Raw genomic sequence first — 16,591 nt, forward strand, 5'->3', positions numbered from 1 at the left:
GGTATCTTCGACCGGCATGGGCTTACGGAGCAAGTCCTTCACCCTCACCGGCGCACCTTCTCCCGAAGTTACGGTGCCATTTTGCCTAGTTCCTTCACCCGAGTTCTCTCAAGCGCCTTGGTATTCTCTACCCAACCACCTGTGTCGGTTTGGGGTACGGTTCCTAGTTATCTGAAGCTTAGAAGCTTTTCTTGGAAGCATGGCATCAACCACTTCGTCACCTAAAAGGTAACTCGTCATCAGCTCTCGGCCTTAGAACCCCGGATTTACCTAAGATTCCAGCCTACCACCTTAAACTTGGACAACCAACGCCAAGCTGGCCTAGCCTTCTCCGTCCCTCCATCGCAATAACTAGAAGTACAGGAATATTAACCTGTTTTCCATCGACTACGCTTTTCAGCCTCGCCTTAGGGACCGACTAACCCTGCGTCGATTAACGTTGCGCAGGAAACCTTGGTCTTTCGGCGTGGGTGTTTTTCACACCCATTGTCGTTACTCATGTCAGCATTCGCACTTCTGATACCTCCAGCAAGCTTCTCAACTCACCTTCACAGGCTTACAGAACGCTCCTCTACCGCATCACTTACGTGATACCCGTAGCTTCGGTGTATGGTTTGAGCCCCGTTACATCTTCCGCGCAGGCCGACTCGACTAGTGAGCTATTACGCTTTCTTTAAAGGGTGGCTGCTTCTAAGCCAACCTCCTAGCTGTCTAAGCCTTCCCACATCGTTTCCCACTTAACCATAACTTTGGGACCTTAGCTGACGGTCTGGGTTGTTTCCCTTTTCACGACGGACGTTAGCACCCGCCGTGTGTCTCCCATGCTCGGCACTTGTAGGTATTCGGAGTTTGCATCGGTTTGGTAAGTCGGGATGACCCCCTAGCCGAAACAGTGCTCTACCCCCTACAGTGATACATGAGGCGCTACCTAAATAGCTTTCGAGGAGAACCAGCTATCTCCGAGCTTGATTAGCCTTTCACTCCGATCCACAGGTCATCCGCTAACTTTTCAACGGTAGTCGGTTCGGTCCTCCAGTTAGTGTTACCCAACCTTCAACCTGCCCATGGATAGATCGCCCGGTTTCGGGTCTATACCCAGCGACTAAACGCGCTATTAACACTCGCTTTCGCTACGCCTCCCCTATTCGGTTAAGCTCGCCACTGAATATAAGTCGCTGACCCATTATACAAAAGGTACGCAGTCACAGAACAAAGTCTGCTCCCACTGCTTGTACGCATACGGTTTCAGGATCTATTTCACTCCCCTCTCCGGGGTTCTTTTCGCCTTTCCCTCACGGTACTAGTTCACTATCGGTCAGTCAGTAGTATTTAGCCTTGGAGGATGGTCCCCCCATATTCAGACAAAGTTTCTCGTGCTCCGTCCTACTCGATTTCATGACTAAGAGACTTTCGCGTACAGGGCTATCACCCACTATGGCCGCACTTTCCAGAGCGTTCCGCTAATCTCAAAGCCACTTAAGGGCTAGTCCCCGTTCGCTCGCCACTACTAAGGGAATCTCGGTTGATTTCTTTTCCTCAGGGTACTTAGATGTTTCAGTTCCCCTGGTTCGCCTCTTGCACCTATGTATTCAGTACAAGATAACCATCTTATGATGGCTGGGTTCCCCCATTCAGAGATCTCCGGATCAAAGTCTGTTTGCCGACTCCCCGAAGCTTATCGCAGGCTACCACGTCTTTCATCGCCTCTGACTGCCAAGGCATCCACCGTATGCGCTTCTTCACTTGACCATATAACCCCAAGCAATCTGGTTATACTATGAAGACGACATTCGCCGAAAATTTGCATTCTTAATTAAAAGAGAACTCACAAATTTTACCTTAGCCTGATCCGTTACCAGTGAAAGTAACGTTCAGTCTATCTTTCTATCACATACCCAAATTTTTAAAGAACGATCTAATCAAAAGACTAGAAATCAACATTCAATTTGAATGCTCATTTCTAAGCTTTCCGAAGCAGTTTATGGTGGAGCCAAGCGGGATCGAACCGCTGACCTCCTGCGTGCAAGGCAGGCGCTCTCCCAGCTGAGCTATGGCCCCATAACAAAATTGGTGGGTCTGGGCAGATTCGAACTGCCGACCTCACCCTTATCAGGGGTGCGCTCTAACCAACTGAGCTACAGACCCAATTTCGAGCTTGTAACTGTTAGCTTGGAGCTATCAGCTTGGAGCTTAAAGCTGCTTCTATCGTCTTCTTCAATGAATCAAGCAATTCGTGTGGGAGCTTATGAAGCAGCTGATGTCGTCGATTAAGGAGGTGATCCAGCCGCAGGTTCCCCTACGGCTACCTTGTTACGACTTCACCCCAGTCATGAATCACACCGTGGTAACCGTCCTCCCGAAGGTTAGACTAGCTACTTCTGGTGCAACCCACTCCCATGGTGTGACGGGCGGTGTGTACAAGGCCCGGGAACGTATTCACCGCGACATTCTGATTCGCGATTACTAGCGATTCCGACTTCACGCAGTCGAGTTGCAGACTGCGATCCGGACTACGATCGGTTTTATGGGATTAGCTCCACCTCGCGGCTTGGCAACCCTTTGTACCGACCATTGTAGCACGTGTGTAGCCCAGGCCGTAAGGGCCATGATGACTTGACGTCATCCCCACCTTCCTCCGGTTTGTCACCGGCAGTCTCCTTAGAGTGCCCACCATTACGTGCTGGTAACTAAGGACAAGGGTTGCGCTCGTTACGGGACTTAACCCAACATCTCACGACACGAGCTGACGACAGCCATGCAGCACCTGTCTCAATGTTCCCGAAGGCACCAATCTATCTCTAGAAAGTTCATTGGATGTCAAGGCCTGGTAAGGTTCTTCGCGTTGCTTCGAATTAAACCACATGCTCCACCGCTTGTGCGGGCCCCCGTCAATTCATTTGAGTTTTAACCTTGCGGCCGTACTCCCCAGGCGGTCAACTTAATGCGTTAGCTGCGCCACTAAGAGCTCAAGGCTCCCAACGGCTAGTTGACATCGTTTACGGCGTGGACTACCAGGGTATCTAATCCTGTTTGCTCCCCACGCTTTCGCACCTCAGTGTCAGTATCAGTCCAGGTGGTCGCCTTCGCCACTGGTGTTCCTTCCTATATCTACGCATTTCACCGCTACACAGGAAATTCCACCACCCTCTACCATACTCTAGCTCGCCAGTTTTGGATGCAGTTCCCAGGTTGAGCCCGGGGATTTCACATCCAACTTAACGAACCACCTACGCGCGCTTTACGCCCAGTAATTCCGATTAACGCTTGCACCCTCTGTATTACCGCGGCTGCTGGCACAGAGTTAGCCGGTGCTTATTCTGTCGGTAACGTCAAAATACTCACGTATTAGGTAAGTACCCTTCCTCCCAACTTAAAGTGCTTTACAATCCGAAGACCTTCTTCACACACGCGGCATGGCTGGATCAGGCTTTCGCCCATTGTCCAATATTCCCCACTGCTGCCTCCCGTAGGAGTCTGGACCGTGTCTCAGTTCCAGTGTGACTGATCATCCTCTCAGACCAGTTACGGATCGTCGCCTTGGTGAGCCATTACCTCACCAACTAGCTAATCCGACCTAGGCTCATCTGATAGCGCAAGGCCCGAAGGTCCCCTGCTTTCTCCCGTAGGACGTATGCGGTATTAGCGTCCGTTTCCGAACGTTATCCCCCACTACCAGGCAGATTCCTAGGCATTACTCACCCGTCCGCCGCTCTCAAGAGAAGCAAGCTTCTCTCTACCGCTCGACTTGCATGTGTTAGGCCTGCCGCCAGCGTTCAATCTGAGCCATGATCAAACTCTTCAGTTCAAACATCTTTGGGTTTTGAGAAAACCCTAAACTTGGCTCAGCAATCGTTGGTTACATCTTTGATTTCTCGCGGAGTAACTTGTGATGCTGATAATCTTTCTGACTATCAGTCTGACTCCACAAGCACCCACACGAATTGCTTGATTCAGTTGTTAAAGAGCGGTTGGTTAAGTCTTTCGTCTCAACCGAGGCGCGCATTCTACAGCAGCCTCATTTGCTGTCAAGTGATTATTTTCAGAAGTTTTTGAAGATTTCCTCAACAACTTCAACCACTTGCGCTTCCGATCTCTCGTCAGCGGGAGGCGAATTCTACAGCGTTACACACTGTTGTCAACACCTCTTTTTCTCCGCTTTCGACCGAGACGATCGAATCGTTAACAAGGCGAAAACTGACTGCCTTATCAACTCCTTCGGGCTTCGATGAACTGAAGCGCAACCGTTGTCGAAAACTGCGTAACTCGTTGAATCTCAAGGAGTTTTCCGTTTCGACTGCGCCGGAAGTGGGGCGAATTATAGACCTCTGGAATCTGCCGTCAACACTTAATTTGTCTTTTCTATCAATAACCTGCAAAACCAGATAAATCCGCTCCTATATATAGAAGCAAGGAAACGCCTTGAGCAATATATTGCTCAAGCGGTATTAGTTGAGCATCATGTCGGCGCACCGAACCTACCGCCCCCCCCTGATCCGGATGATGCCTTGCCATGAATGACCAGCCCCGCAGCCTTGCCTCGACCTTGTTCCCGGTTGGACTGCTGCTTATTGCCATGGCGTCGATCCAGTCCGGCGCATCCTTGGCCAAAAGCATGTTCCCCATCGTCGGGGCACAAGGCACCACCACACTGCGCCTGATCTTCGCCAGCATCATCATGCTGCTTCTACTGCGCCCCTGGCGCGCCAAGCTCACCGCAAAGTCCCTGCGTACCGTCATCGTCTACGGGATGGCGCTAGGCGGGATGAACTTCCTCTTCTATATGTCGCTGCGCAGCGTTCCCCTCGGAATCGCCGTAGCCCTGGAGTTCACCGGCCCACTGGCCGTGGCCATCTATGCTTCGCGCAAGGCCATCGACTTTCTCTGGATCGCCCTGGCAATCGTCGGCCTGCTGCTATTGATTCCAACCAGCGACACCAGCGCCGGCATCGATCTGATCGGTGCCGGCTACGCCCTAGGCGCGGGTGCCTGCTGGGCGCTGTACATTCTGTTCGGACAAAAGGCCGGAGCCGACAACGGCATCCAGACCGCAGCGCTGGGCGTCATGATCGCGGCCTTGTTCGTTGCGCCTATCGGTATCGTGCACGCAGGCGCGGCCTTGCTGACGCCGTCACTGATTCCCATCGCCCTTGGTGTGGCCGTTCTCTCCACCGCCCTTCCCTACAGCTTGGAAATGGTCGCCCTGACTCGAATGCCGGCGAGAACCTTCGGCACGCTGATGAGTATCGAACCGGCCTTCGGCGCCTTGTCCGGCCTGCTGTTCCTGCATGAATATCTGTCCCTTGCCCAGTGGTCGGCCATCGGCTGCATTATCTTGGCGTCGGTAGGCGCAACCATGACCATGCGCAGCGAATCAAAACCTCTGGTAGCAGCTGATTGATTCTCGGTTGTACATAGCTCTGGTATTTGCTGCTCAATTAGGCCATGTTTAGGCGCTGTAACTCAGCGCCAATCAAGGACTTTTCGGACAGGGACCGTACAGACGCTAACTAGTGACAGCCAACGCAGTCGAACTCGGGCAGCAGATCCGGGATCAGCAATAGGGACGGGAATGAAACGTTTTTTGATTCTGTTAGCCGTACTTGCCCTCGCAGGTTGCGCTGCGACTTCGAAAACCGAGGTCAAGCGCGGAAAGAAGGGCCTGCACATCAACTGCTCCGGCCTGTCCTCTTCCTGGGACAAATGCTACGCCAGCGCTGCTTCATCCTGTGGTCCCAAAGGCTACAAAGTGATCGCCAAGTCTGGCGATACGGTGGAAGACCCGGGTGATTACCCCTTTGGCCTTAACCCCGCCGGCTATACCAGCCGTAGCATGATCGTCATCTGCAAGTAGGCAGTGGCTGCCTACTGCACATCCTGCATCGGCAGTTGGCGGGCGATTTCGTCATGGTTCGACTTCAGCACCTGGCGCTGAATGTCCTGACTGACCAGCATCCGCGCCACCACCAACGCGCCGATACATTGCGACAGAATCGACCAGGCCAGGCTATCGCTGCCCAGGGTCTGCGCCCAACTCTGCTGCAAGCGGCAAATCCAGTATTCCGCCTGCTGCCGAATCGCTTCATCCGCTCGCGAAATCTCCGCCCCCAGGGTCGGCAGCACGCAACCTGTTTCAGGGCTCTCGACGTGGGCCATGCTCAAATAGCGCTTGAGACAGCGCTCCAGTCGCAGCCGACTTTGCTCGCCATCAGCCCCCAGGCGCTCAAGGCTCTGCCTCAACTCTCGCTCGACAATCGAACCAAACAGCTCATCCTTGGATGAGAAATGACTGTAGAACGCCCCTCCGCTGAGCCCGATCGCCTTCATCAAGCCATCGACCCCCACAGTCGAAAACCCTTCTTTCTTGGCCGACACCGCGCTGCTCTGCAGCAATCGCTCCCGAGTTTCCTGCTTGTGGTTGGCTGAATAACGCATGGCTTTCCTCTTCTTTACTTAGCTTGACGCTCGGCGAATCGTAGCATAACGTTCGTTTAGTTAACGATCGTTTACCCATAGAGCGAATCCAGCATGACTACAGCCATAGATAACAAGAAAGTCGTTTTGGTCGTCGGCGCCGGCGATGCCACAGGCAGCGCAATCGCCAAGCGTTTTGCCCAAGAAGGTTTCGTCGCCTGCGTTACCCGGCGCAGTGCAGAGAAGCTGCAACCACTGGTAGAGACGATCCAGCAATCGGGAGGCGAAGCCCACGGCTTTGCCTGCGACGCTCGAAAAGAGGAAGAAGTGATTGCCTTGATCGAACAGATCGAGAACGAGATCGGACCGATCGAAGCCCTGGTGTTCAACATCGGTGCCAACGTGCCGTGCAGCATCCTCGAAGAAACCGCGCGTAAGTATTTCAAGATCTGGGAAATGGCCTGTTTCTCAGGCTTCCTCAATGCACGAGAAGTGGCCAAACGCATGGTCACCCGTAAACGCGGGACCATTCTGTTTACCGGAGCCACCGCTGGCTTGCGTGGCGCTGCCGGGTTTGCCGCCTTCGCCGGGGCCAAGCATGGCATTCGCGCCCTCGCCCAGAGCATGGCGCGGGAGTTGGGGCCAATGAATATTCACGTGGCTCACGTGGTGGTCGACGGCGCCATCGACACCGACTTCATCCGCAGCAACTTCCCAGAAAAATACGCGCTCAAAGCTGAGGACGGCATCCTCAATCCCGAGCATATCGCCGACAACTATTGGCACCTGTACAGCCAGCCACGGGACGCCTGGACCTTCGAACTCGATCTGCGGCCCTGGAACGAACGCTGGTAAGCCCCTCCTCCTCTCCTTTCATAACAACAAAAAGGGAGCATCACCGATGAGTAAAACCGTCGAGTTCTTTTTCGACCTGGGCAGCCCGACCTCTTACCTGGCCTATACCCAACTGCCGAAGATCTGCGCCCAGACGGGCAGCCAACTGGTTTATCAACCCATGTTGCTCGGTGGGGTGTTCAAGGTTACTGGTAACGCCTCGCCGATCAGCATCCCCGCCAAGGGGCGCTACATGCTTCAAGACCTGGCACGTTATGCGAGACGTTATGAGGTGCCGCTGGCATTCAACCCGCACTTCCCGATCAACACCCTGTTGCTGATGCGTGCGGTGACCGGCATGCAGCTACGGCATCCACAGCGGTTTGTCGCCTTTATCGACTGCCTGTTCCGTGCGCTCTGGGTCGACAAACGCAACCTGAACGATCAAGCCACCGTTGCGGCGGTACTCAGTGAGGGGGGATTCGATCCGCTGGAGGTGTTGGCACTGACCAACGATGAAGAGGTCAAGAACACCCTCAAGGACAAAACCGAACAAGCCTTGCAACGCGGCGTATTCGGCGCGCCAAGCATGTTCGTCGATAACCAGTTGTTCTTCGGCCAGGATCGCCTGGACTTTGTCCTTGAAGCCTTGAGCTGAACCCAAGCGCAAGGCACGACAAGCAACGGCTCGCACCGCCAACACTGAGTTGGCGGCGCGAGTCGTGTTCAGAGGGCGGCAGTACGGGTGTTCAACCACTCCAGCGCCGCACCCTGCAACAGCGGCCCCAGGCGCCGACGCACTTCGGCGTGATAGGCGTTAAGCCACTCACGCTCCTCCTGAGTCAACAGCGACGGTTCCAGGCAACGGCTATCGATCGGGCACAGGGTCAGGGTTTCGAACTTGAGGAACTCGCCGAACTCGGTAGTGCCCGCTTCACGGTTCATGGCCAGGTTCTCAATACGCACGCCCCAACGCCCTGGACGATAGGTACCCGGCTCGATCGAAGTGATCATCCCTGGCTGCATGGCGGTTTGCGGCGCCGGCGCGGCCTGATAGGCGATGACTTGCGGACCTTCGTGGACATTGAGGAAATACCCCACGCCGTGGCCGGTGCCATGCCCATAGTCGACGCCGTCGCCCCAGATCGGCGCCCGGGCGATAGCGTCCAGCAGCGGCGACAGGATGCCCCGCGGGAACTGCGCCCGGGACAAGGCGATCACGCCCTTGAGCACCCGCGTGCAATCGCGCTTCTGTTCAGCGCTCGGAGTGCCGACCGGGACCATCCGGGTGATGTCCGTGGTGCCGCCCAGGTATTGGCCGCCAGAGTCGATCAGCAGCAGGCCGTCGCCCTCGATCACCGCGTGCTCTTCTTCGGTGGCGTGGTAATGCGGCATCGCGCCGTTGGCGTTGAACGCGGCGATGGTGTTGAAGCTCAGGGAGACATAACCAGGGCGCCGGGTCCGCGCCGCGGTCAGATGCTCGTCGATGGTCAACTCGGTAATGCGCTGCCGCCCCCAGGCCGACTCCAGCCAGGCAAAGAACTCGCAGAGCGCCGCACCGTCCTGCTCCATGGCCTGACGGATATGCTCGGCGTCGGCCAGGCTTTTCTGCGACTTGGCCAGGGTGGTCGGGTTCAGCCCTTCGAGCAGCTTCACGCCGCTGCCGAGGTTGTCCAGCAAACCGGCGGTGACCCGCGCCGGATCGACCAGCAGGCTGCTGCCGTCGGCGATTGCGCTCAGGGCCGTGGCCACTTCGCTGTAGTCGCGCAGGGTGACGCCGTCCTGTTCCAGTACCGCGCGCAATGCCGCATCGACCTTGCTCAGGGCCACGAACAGCGTCGCCTGTTGCTGGCTGATCAGGGCGAAGGAGACGAATACCGGATTGAACGAGACGTCGCCGCCACGCAGGTTGAACAGCCAGGCGATGTCGTCAAGGGTGGCGATGAAATGCCAGTCCGCGCCTCGCGCCTTCAGGGTTTCGCGCAGCGTGCCGAGTTTCTCGACCCGACTGACCGTGGCCTGGGGCGGCAAGTGCTGATAGATCGGCTGGTTCGGCAGGCTCGGGCGATCGCTCCAGACTTCGTTCAACAGATCGATATCGGTACGCAGGCGCGCGCCACGCTCCTGCAGCTTGTTGCCCAGGGTCCGTGCCGAAGCCACCGCCATCACCGCGCCGTCGACCGCGACCACGCCACCTTCCGGGGTCTGCTCGGCCAGCCAGTCCAGCGGTCCGGGCTGCCCCGGCAGCAGTTTGACCAACTCGATGCCGCTGCCGTGGAGTTCCTTCGTCGCCTGTTCCCAGTACCGGCTATCGGCCCAGACCCCGGCGAAATCCGCTGTGACGATCAGGGTACCGACCGAACCGTGAAAGCCCGACAGCCACTGCCGGCCTTGCCAGTAACCGGGCAAGTATTCCGATAAGTGCGGGTCGGCCGACGGCACCAGCAAGGCATGAATGCCCTCGCGGCTCATCCGTTCACGGGTGCGCGCCAGGCGCTGGGGGACCACTCCATTGGTCAAGGGCTGCATACTCATTGTGTCTCCTGCTAACCAGGTCAATCATTGTTATTGGATACCGAGGGCATCGGCCCTCAGGGTTGGGCAACCGCCCAGAACGCCGGTGCACTGGCGGATGAAGCCTTGATCAGCCGTACGGCTTGATCGATGTCCTGCTCGGTGGTGAAACGCCCCAGGCTCAGGCGAATGGTCCGGCCGGCCGCTCGGGCGTCCAGCCCCAGCGCCAGCAGCACATGGGACGGCGCGTTGCTCGCCGAGTTGCAGGCCGAGGTCTCGGAAAACGCGATGGAGGCGCTCAAGGCCGCCGGATTGAACTCACCCTCGGCGAACGTCAGGCTCAAGGTGTGAGGGATGCGCTGGGCCGGGCTGCCATTGAGGCGCAACCCCGGCACATCGGCCAATTGTTCGAGCAGGCGCTCGCGCAGACGCGCGATGGTCGCGGCCTCTTCATCGAAATGTTCGGCAGCCAGGGCAAAGGCGGCGCCCATGGCGGCGATCTGATGGGTCGCGAGCGTCCCGGAACGCAAGCCACCTTCATGGCCACCGCCGTGGATCTGCGCCAGCAGGCGTTGCTGCGCGCGCGGACCGACATACAGCGCACCGATACCCTTGGGGCCGTAGATCTTGTGGGCGGAAAAGGACATCAGGTCCACCGGCCAGTGCGCCAGGTCGATCGCTACCTTGCCCGCGCCCTGGGCCGCATCGACATGCAGCAACGCACCGCGCTCGCGCACCACGCGTCCGATGCCCGGAATGTCGTTGAGCGTACCCAGTTCGTTATTGACCAGCATCAGAGACACCAGGAAAGTATCGTCGCGCAGGGCTTCGCTAACCGCTTCGGGCGTGATCAGCCCAGCGCTGTCCGGCACCAGGTAAGTCACTGCCACGCCGGCCGCCTGCAGCTGGCTGGCGGTATCGAGAATGGCCTTGTGTTCGATCTGGCTGGTGATGATGTGTCCACCGGACACGCCCCGCGCCTGGGCCACGCCCTTGAGCGCCAGGTTGTTGGATTCGGTGGCGCCGGAGGTCCAGACGATCTGCTCGGGGGCCGCGCCCACCAGTTGCGCGACCTGCTGCCGCGCCAGCTCGACGCTACGTCGCGCCTCTTGGCCGAAGGCGTGGGAACTGGACGCCGGATTGCCGAAATTACCGTTGAACCCCAGGCATTCCACCATCACCTGGATGACTCGCTCATCCACCGGTGTGGTGGCGGCGTAGTCGAAATACAGAGGACGTTTATTCATCGCAAAAATACTCGCAGAGCCTGTTCCAGGATCAAGGTTCGCTCGGTGCCGAACGCCGGTGCGTGCCTGATGACGACGCAAGAACGGCAGACCGTCAGCAATACCCGATCGGATGCAGTTAAAGAAGGACAACTTCATTTAAAAGTGCGTAGGAACGCTCCCGCGAAGCAGCTTAACAGGCTCCGGGAGCCGGGTTAAGCAAGGTTCGGCCAAGCGGCCGAAGAACAACGGCCAAGGCTGGGAAAAACACCGCAAGGTTGTGCCGCCTGCGGCTTGCGGCCTCTCAGAGCTTGGGGACAAGCCTGTGGCGAATCAGCCGATCAACTGGCCCGGCCATGCAGGATCACGCTCTGTTCGGCATTCATTTCACCCTGCTGGTCGAAACCGAAAGCCCGTTGCGGAACCCCGAGCAACTCGGCCTTCTTCTGCTGGTATTCGTCGAAAGACAGCCCGCGCCGGTTCAGCGCTTCCATCGCCAACTCGTGGGTTTCTTCGGCGGTGTAGGGGCGCGATTCCGGACCCGGACGGCTGGCACAACCGGCCAGGACCGCAGTGGCGACAAGCATGGCGAGGACAATCGAACGGTGCATGGAAAGGCTCCTGGATCTGGGCTGCGAGGCAATGGACACAGGCTACCGACGCCCTTCCCAGGACAGAAATCATCACGCTCGATAGTGGCTATCGATTGTCCCTATCACGCCCCACGACCGCCCCTCATATTCCTTAAAGACCTATAAATATGGAAATAAAGTATTTTTTAGGAATATCTCCAAGCCTTTATAACAGGCCCATCGCCTCACCCGCTGTTGCCTGGGCAACTGTTCGCCAGGCAACAGTCGATCAACAAAACAGTGCCCCGGCAACAACAGCCGCCGCCCGCTAAAACGCCACAGGCCCCGTCGGCAAAGGCTTGGCGCAGCTGGTACAGCTCTTGCTCAAGCCCTGGGACTACTCACTGCTCGTTGAGCCCCGCTCAAGAAAGGAACTGATCATGTCGCGTCCGTTGAAAGTCGTTGCCCTGTCCGGTGGAACCTGGCGCCCGTCGCGCACCCTGGTGCTGACCCAGGCCCTGCTCGCCGAACTGAGCGAGCAATTGCCGATCGAGAGCAGGCTCATCGAGCTGGGTGACATCGCTCGCCCGCTCGGCGCGGCCCTATCCCGCCAGGAACTGCCCGCCCAGGTCGAGGCCGAGTTGCAGGCCATCGAAAGCGCCGACCTGCTGATCGTCGCGGCGCCCGTGTATCGCGGCTCCTACCCGGGCCTGCTCAAGCACCTGTTCGACCTGATCGACCTCAACGCGCTGATCGACACCCCGGTGCTACTGGCCGCCACCGGCGGCAGCGAGCGACACGCCCTGGTGCTGGATCACCAGTTGCGGCCGCTGTTCAGCTTCTTCCAGGCGATGACCCTGCCGATCGGCGTCTACGCCACCGAAGCCGACTTCGCCAACTACCAGATAACCAGCGAGCCCTTGAAGGCCCGCATTCAACTGGCGGCAGAACGTGCCGCGCCGCTGTTCGGCGCGCGCCCGACCAACCTGCTGAAAATCGCTTAAGGACCTGTCATGGATGTGTTCTGGTTTCTTCCGACCCACGGCGACGGCCATTACCTGGGCACCACCCAGGGCGCGCGCCCGGTCACCCTCAACTACCTCAAGCAAGTGGCCCAGGCCGCGGACAGCCTGGGTTACCACGGCGTACTGATCCCCACCGGGCGCTCGTGCGAAGACTCCTGGGTGATCGCCTCGGCGCTGGTACCACTGACCGAACGCCTGCGCTACCTGGTGGCGATCCGTCCGGGGATCATTTCGCCGACCGTCTCGGCGCGCATGGCCGCGACCCTCGACCGGCTGTCCAACGGCCGCTTGCTGATCAACGTGGTGACCGGCGGCGACCCCGACGAAAACCGCGGCGACGGCAGCTTCCTCAGCCACAGCGAGCGCTACGAAGTCACCGACGAGTTCCTGCGGATCTGGCGCCGGGTGCTGCAAGGCGAAGCCGTGGACTTCGCGGGCAAGCACTTGCAAGTACAGAACGCCAAGGCGCTGTACCCGCCGGTACAGAAGCCCTACCCGCCGCTGTATTTCGGCGGCTCGTCGGACGCTGCCCATGACCTCGCCGCCGAGCAGGTGGACGTCTACCTGACCTGGGGCGAGCCGCCGGCCGCGGTTGCCGCGAAACTCGCCGATGTACGCGAGCGCGCCGCCCGCCATGGCCGCACGGTGAAATTCGGTATCCGCCTGCATGTGATCGTGCGCGAAACCGCGGAAGAAGCCTGGAAGGCCGCGGACAAGCTGATCGAACACATCAGCGACGAAACCATCGCCGCCGCGCAGCAATCCTTCTCGCGTTTCGACTCCGAAGGCCAGCGCCGTATGGCGGCCTTGCACGACGGACGTCGCGACAACCTGGAAATCGCCCCCAACCTCTGGGCCGGCGTCGGCCTGGTGCGCGGCGGCGCCGGCACCGCGCTGGTGGGCAACCCCGAGCAAGTGGCGGCGCGGATCAAGGAGTACGCGGACCTGGGGATCGAGAGCTTCATTTTCTCCGGCTACCCGCATCTGGAAGAGGCCTATCGCTTCGCCGAACTGGTGTTCCCGCTGCTGCCGGAACCCTACGCCAGCCTGGCCGGGCGCGGCGTCACCAACCTCACCGGGCCGTTCGGCGAAATGATCGCCAACGACGTGCTGCCGGGCAAAAAAGCGGCGGGGGCTTGAGGGTTTGGTCGCCAGATAGCCCGCCATCGCGAGCACGCTCGCTCCTACAAAAAGCACCCAGTCCCTTGTAGGAGCGAGCTTGCTCGCGATCGAGCGCCCCGCGCTCGTCCAACCAGCCCCACCGATTTCACGGCCGCCAACCGGCCCCGAACGAGGAACACCGCGTGACCGCCAAGCCGCAAAGCGCCCTGCTGTCCCCCTTGCACACCGCCCGCCAACTGGCGGCCGAGTTTGCCCTGACCGCCGTCGAACGCGACGAACGCGGCGGCACCCCGAAAGCCCAGCGCGACGCCCTGCGCCAGAGCGGGCTATTGGCCTTGAGCATCCCCAGCCAGTACGGCGGCCTCGGCGCCAGTTGGAGCGAAACCCTGAACATCGTCCGCGAGTTCGCCAAGGTCGACAGCTCCATCGCCCACGTCTTCGGTTTCCATCACCTGATGCTGGCCACCGTGCGCCTGTTCGCCCGCCCCGAACAATGGCAGCCCTGGTTCGAGCAGACCGCGCGCAAGAACTGGTTCTGGGGCAACGCCCTCAACCCGCTGGACACCCGCACCGTGGTGAAGAACCTCGGCGGCTGGCGCGAGTTTTCCGGCAAGAAGAGTTTCTGCTCCGGCGCCAGCGATTCGGAAATGCTCATCGCCTCGGCGGTCGAAGAAAGCAACGGCGGCAAGCTGTTGATCGCCGCCATCCCCAGCGGCCGCAGCGGCATCACCCTGCACAACGACTGGAACAACATGGGCCAGCGCCAGACCGACAGCGGCAGCGCCAGCTTCGAACGGGTGCGGGTCGAGGAATCGGAACTGCTGCTCGACCCGGGCCCGCTGAGCACGCCGTTCGCCTGCCTGCGCCCGCTGATCGCCCAGCTGACCTTCACCCATATGTTCCTCGGCATCGCCGAAGGCGCCTTCGAAGAAGCCCGCCACTACACCCTCACCGAAACCCGGCCCTGGCATAAATCCAGCGCCCAGGAGGCGTATCAGGACCCTTATGTGCTGGGCCATTACGGCGATTTCTGGGTGGCCCTGGAAGGCATGCGGCTGTTGGTGGAAAGGGCCGCCGATCTGCTGGACAAGGCCTGGGCCAAGGGGCCGAACCTGAGCGCCGAGGAGCGCGGGCACCTGGCGACCGCCATCGCCACCGCCAAGGTCGCGACCACGCGCCAGGGCCTGGAGCTGTGCAGCCGTCTGTTCGAGGTCACCGGCGCCCGCTCGACCCACGCCTCGCTGCGCCTGGACCGGCACTGGCGCAACCTGCGCACGCAAACCCTGCACGACCCGGTGGATTACAAGCTCCACGAGCTGGGCGACTGGGCGCTGAACCAGTCCCTGCCGACCCCGACTTTCTATTCCTAGCCTTCCGTTCCCGGAGCCTGTCCATGCAGCTTTTGACCTTACCGCCCTCGCCCGCCCTGGCCACTTCGATCCGGGCCACCGCCCAGGTGTTCGAGGACCCGAAATCCCAGGCCCTGCTGGCGCATCTGCAGCAGGTCGCGCCGAGCGAAGCCAGCGTGCTGATCATCGGCGAGACCGGTACCGGCAAGGAGCTGGTGGCGCGCCATATCCACAACCTCAGCGCCCGGCGCAACCGGCCGTTCGTGGCGGTGAACTGCGGGGCGTTCTCCGAATCGCTGGTGGAGGCCGAGCTGTTCGGCCATGAAAAAGGCGCCTTCACCGGAGCCTTGAGCGCCAAAGCCGGCTGGTTCGAGGAGGCCAACGGCGGCACCCTATTCCTCGACGAGATCGGCGATTTGCCGATGGCGATCCAGGTGAAGTTGCTGCGGGTGCTACAGGAGCGCGAGGTGGTGCGCCTCGGCTCGCGCAAAAGCATCCCCATCGATGTCCGGGTGCTGGCCGCGACCAACGTGCAACTGGAGAAAGCCATCAACGCCGGGCATTTTCGCGAAGACCTGTATTACCGCCTCGACGTGGTCAGCCTGGAGCTGAGCCCGCTGCGCGAACGCCCCGGCGATATCCTGCCGCTGACCCGGCACTTCATCGAGGCCTACAGCCAGCGCTTAGGCTACGGCGCCATCACCATCAGCGCGGAGGCCGAGCACAAGCTCAAGAGCTACAGCTGGCCGGGCAATATCCGCGAGCTGGAAAACGTCATTCATCACACCCTGCTGATCTGCCGCAACGGGCTGATCGAGCGCGACGACCTGCGCCTGTCGAACATGCGCATCGAGCGCCAGGACGACAGCCACCCCAACCACGACGACTCAGCCGAAGCCTTGCTGGAGCGGGCCTTCCGCACCCTGTTCGAGGAACAGGCCGGCGCCCTGCATGAAAAGGTCGAGGATGCGCTGCTGCGCGCGGCCTATCGCTTCAGCCATTACAACCAGGTGCACACCGCCAACCTGCTGGGCCTGAGCCGTAACGTCACCCGCACCCGGCTGATCAAGATCGGCGAACTGGCGGTGAACAAACGCCGCGCGCAGGAAACCCCCAGCCAGCACGAGCGCACCCTGCAACTGTCGATCTAGCCGGCCAACCGGCAGTGCAGCGCATCGTCCGCGCTGCGCTCGATGCTGCGCAGCACCTGGAACGAACCGAACGTCACGGTCTTGGCCTGATGGGCGCGGATCAGTTTCCAGAAGTCCTGCTCGCCTTTCTCGAAACCCTGGAAGGCCGCCTCGCCTGCCTCTCGGTTGCGCCATTGCAGGTAGTTGAGCACCCGCCGGCCGTCGTCGCTGGCTTGCACGCTGGCACTGAGAAACCCCGGGTACCCCTGGGCCAGGCGCTCGGTCTGCTCGGCCAGCGCCGCCACCAGGCCGTGCTGTTGATGGGGGTCGATCTCGAATTCGATCAGTTGCGTGAAGCTGCGGTTTTGCTCAAGCGCGTGCATGGCGAGTCCCCACTGACGGATAAAC

13 protein-coding genes, 2 tRNA genes and 2 rRNA genes are annotated in these 16,591 nt (G+C 59.7%); 8 read left to right on the forward strand and 9 right to left on the reverse strand.

The genetic code is table 11. From position 1 onward, the window contains the following. The 4 genes from BTN82_RS20140 to BTN82_RS20155 form a co-directional block, all read right to left on the reverse strand. Positions 1 to 1,749: ribosomal RNA gene (locus tag BTN82_RS20140) — 23S ribosomal RNA — on the reverse strand; the annotation flags it as partial. Positions 1,750 to 1,982: 233 nt separating this feature from the next. After that, positions 1,983 to 2,058: transfer RNA gene (locus BTN82_RS20145), tRNA-Ala, on the reverse strand. Between the two features lie 10 nt (positions 2,059 to 2,068). Continuing rightward, a tRNA-Ile gene (locus tag BTN82_RS20150) sits at positions 2,069 to 2,145 on the reverse strand. A gap of 123 nt (positions 2,146 to 2,268) precedes the next feature. After that, a 16S ribosomal RNA gene (locus tag BTN82_RS20155) occupies positions 2,269 to 3,805 on the reverse strand. Positions 3,806 to 4,510: 705 nt separating this feature from the next. On the opposite strand from BTN82_RS20155, the gene rhtA reads away from it, so the two are divergent. Together rhtA and BTN82_RS20170 are read left to right on the forward strand one after the other, a co-directional pair. After that, a complete protein-coding gene (gene rhtA / locus BTN82_RS20165) occupies positions 4,511 to 5,398 on the forward strand; it encodes a threonine/homoserine exporter RhtA (RefSeq protein ID WP_075120873.1) in 888 nt (295 codons plus the stop codon). A 171-nt stretch (positions 5,399 to 5,569) separates the two neighbouring features. Continuing rightward, positions 5,570 to 5,851 (forward strand): hypothetical protein, encoded by a 282-nt coding sequence (locus BTN82_RS20170; protein ID WP_075120874.1) that lies wholly within the window; start codon positions 5,570 to 5,572, stop codon positions 5,849 to 5,851. Positions 5,852 to 5,862: 11 nt separating this feature from the next. Here BTN82_RS20170 and BTN82_RS20175 read toward each other — a convergent pair whose 3' ends face one another. Continuing rightward, the gene (locus BTN82_RS20175) at positions 5,863 to 6,432 is read right to left on the reverse strand and encodes a TetR/AcrR family transcriptional regulator (protein WP_075120875.1); all 570 of its coding nucleotides are present in this window, start codon (positions 6,430 to 6,432) and stop codon (positions 5,863 to 5,865) included. A gap of 93 nt (positions 6,433 to 6,525) precedes the next feature. Between BTN82_RS20175 and BTN82_RS20180 the strand changes: the two genes are divergently transcribed. Together BTN82_RS20180 and BTN82_RS20185 are read left to right on the forward strand one after the other, a co-directional pair. Continuing rightward, positions 6,526 to 7,266 (forward strand): SDR family oxidoreductase, encoded by a 741-nt coding sequence (locus BTN82_RS20180; RefSeq protein WP_075120876.1) that lies wholly within the window; start codon positions 6,526 to 6,528, stop codon positions 7,264 to 7,266. A gap of 46 nt (positions 7,267 to 7,312) precedes the next feature. Next, on the forward strand, positions 7,313 to 7,903 hold the full coding sequence (locus BTN82_RS20185) for a 2-hydroxychromene-2-carboxylate isomerase (protein WP_075120877.1): 591 nt from the start codon (positions 7,313 to 7,315) through the stop codon (positions 7,901 to 7,903). A 68-nt stretch (positions 7,904 to 7,971) separates the two neighbouring features. Here the strand turns inward: BTN82_RS20185 and BTN82_RS20190 are convergent, their stop codons facing one another. The 3 genes from BTN82_RS20190 to BTN82_RS20200 form a co-directional block, all read right to left on the reverse strand. After that, a complete protein-coding gene (locus BTN82_RS20190) occupies positions 7,972 to 9,780 on the reverse strand; it encodes an aminopeptidase P family protein (RefSeq protein ID WP_075120878.1) in 1,809 nt (602 codons plus the stop codon). A gap of 56 nt (positions 9,781 to 9,836) precedes the next feature. Continuing rightward, positions 9,837 to 11,006: an aminotransferase class V-fold PLP-dependent enzyme gene (locus tag BTN82_RS20195; RefSeq protein WP_075120879.1), complete on the reverse strand. Its 1,170-nt coding sequence runs from the start codon at positions 11,004 to 11,006 to the stop codon at positions 9,837 to 9,839. Positions 11,007 to 11,326: 320 nt separating this feature from the next. Then, positions 11,327 to 11,596: a hypothetical protein gene (locus tag BTN82_RS20200; RefSeq protein WP_075120880.1), complete on the reverse strand. Its 270-nt coding sequence runs from the start codon at positions 11,594 to 11,596 to the stop codon at positions 11,327 to 11,329. Positions 11,597 to 11,997: 401 nt separating this feature from the next. Between BTN82_RS20200 and msuE the strand changes: the two genes are divergently transcribed. The 4 genes from msuE (at position 11,998) to BTN82_RS20220 (ending at position 16,204) form a co-directional block, all read left to right on the forward strand. Then, positions 11,998 to 12,561, forward strand: coding sequence for an FMN reductase (gene msuE / locus BTN82_RS20205; RefSeq protein WP_075120881.1), 564 nt, complete (start codon positions 11,998 to 12,000; stop codon positions 12,559 to 12,561). Positions 12,562 to 12,570: 9 nt separating this feature from the next. Next, positions 12,571 to 13,722, forward strand: coding sequence for an FMNH2-dependent alkanesulfonate monooxygenase (gene ssuD, locus BTN82_RS20210; RefSeq protein WP_075120882.1), 1,152 nt, complete (start codon positions 12,571 to 12,573; stop codon positions 13,720 to 13,722). A gap of 164 nt (positions 13,723 to 13,886) precedes the next feature. After that, positions 13,887 to 15,074, forward strand: a complete 1,188-nt coding sequence (locus tag BTN82_RS20215) for an acyl-CoA dehydrogenase family protein (protein ID WP_075120883.1) — start codon at positions 13,887 to 13,889, stop codon at positions 15,072 to 15,074. 23 nt (positions 15,075 to 15,097) lie between these two features. Further along, positions 15,098 to 16,204, forward strand: coding sequence for a sigma-54 interaction domain-containing protein (locus BTN82_RS20220; protein WP_075120884.1), 1,107 nt, complete (start codon positions 15,098 to 15,100; stop codon positions 16,202 to 16,204). Here BTN82_RS20220 and BTN82_RS20225 read toward each other — a convergent pair. After that, positions 16,201 to 16,566, reverse strand: coding sequence for an antibiotic biosynthesis monooxygenase (locus BTN82_RS20225; protein ID WP_075120885.1), 366 nt, complete (start codon positions 16,564 to 16,566; stop codon positions 16,201 to 16,203). The two genes, BTN82_RS20220 and BTN82_RS20225, sit on opposite strands and share 4 nt — an antisense overlap. Positions 16,567 to 16,591: the final 25 nt, after the last annotated feature.

Origin of the sequence: Pseudomonas chlororaphis (assembly GCF_001921865.1) — a bacterium.
GTDB lineage: Bacteria > Pseudomonadota > Gammaproteobacteria > Pseudomonadales > Pseudomonadaceae > Aquipseudomonas > Aquipseudomonas chlororaphis_D.

Bases quoted from the DNA above. Each gene is read 5' to 3' on its own strand.
- rhtA (WP_075120873.1), top strand. From the start codon at position 4,511: ATGAATGACCAGCCCCGCAGCCTTGCCTCGACCTTGTTCCCGGTTGGA.
- BTN82_RS20170 (WP_075120874.1), top strand. From the start codon at position 5,570: ATGAAACGTTTTTTGATTCTGTTAGCCGTACTTGCCCTCGCAGGTTGC.
- BTN82_RS20175 (WP_075120875.1), bottom strand. From the start codon at position 6,432: ATGCGTTATTCAGCCAACCACAAGCAGGAAACTCGGGAGCGATTGCTG.
- BTN82_RS20180 (WP_075120876.1), top strand. From the start codon at position 6,526: ATGACTACAGCCATAGATAACAAGAAAGTCGTTTTGGTCGTCGGCGCC.
- BTN82_RS20185 (WP_075120877.1), top strand. From the start codon at position 7,313: ATGAGTAAAACCGTCGAGTTCTTTTTCGACCTGGGCAGCCCGACCTCT.
- BTN82_RS20190 (WP_075120878.1), bottom strand. From the start codon at position 9,780: ATGAGTATGCAGCCCTTGACCAATGGAGTGGTCCCCCAGCGCCTGGCG.
- BTN82_RS20195 (WP_075120879.1), bottom strand. From the start codon at position 11,006: ATGAATAAACGTCCTCTGTATTTCGACTACGCCGCCACCACACCGGTG.
- BTN82_RS20200 (WP_075120880.1), bottom strand. From the start codon at position 11,596: ATGCACCGTTCGATTGTCCTCGCCATGCTTGTCGCCACTGCGGTCCTG.
- msuE (WP_075120881.1), top strand. From the start codon at position 11,998: ATGTCGCGTCCGTTGAAAGTCGTTGCCCTGTCCGGTGGAACCTGGCGC.
- ssuD (WP_075120882.1), top strand. From the start codon at position 12,571: ATGGATGTGTTCTGGTTTCTTCCGACCCACGGCGACGGCCATTACCTG.
- BTN82_RS20220 (WP_075120884.1), top strand. From the start codon at position 15,098: ATGCAGCTTTTGACCTTACCGCCCTCGCCCGCCCTGGCCACTTCGATC.
- BTN82_RS20225 (WP_075120885.1), bottom strand. From the start codon at position 16,566: ATGCACGCGCTTGAGCAAAACCGCAGCTTCACGCAACTGATCGAATTC.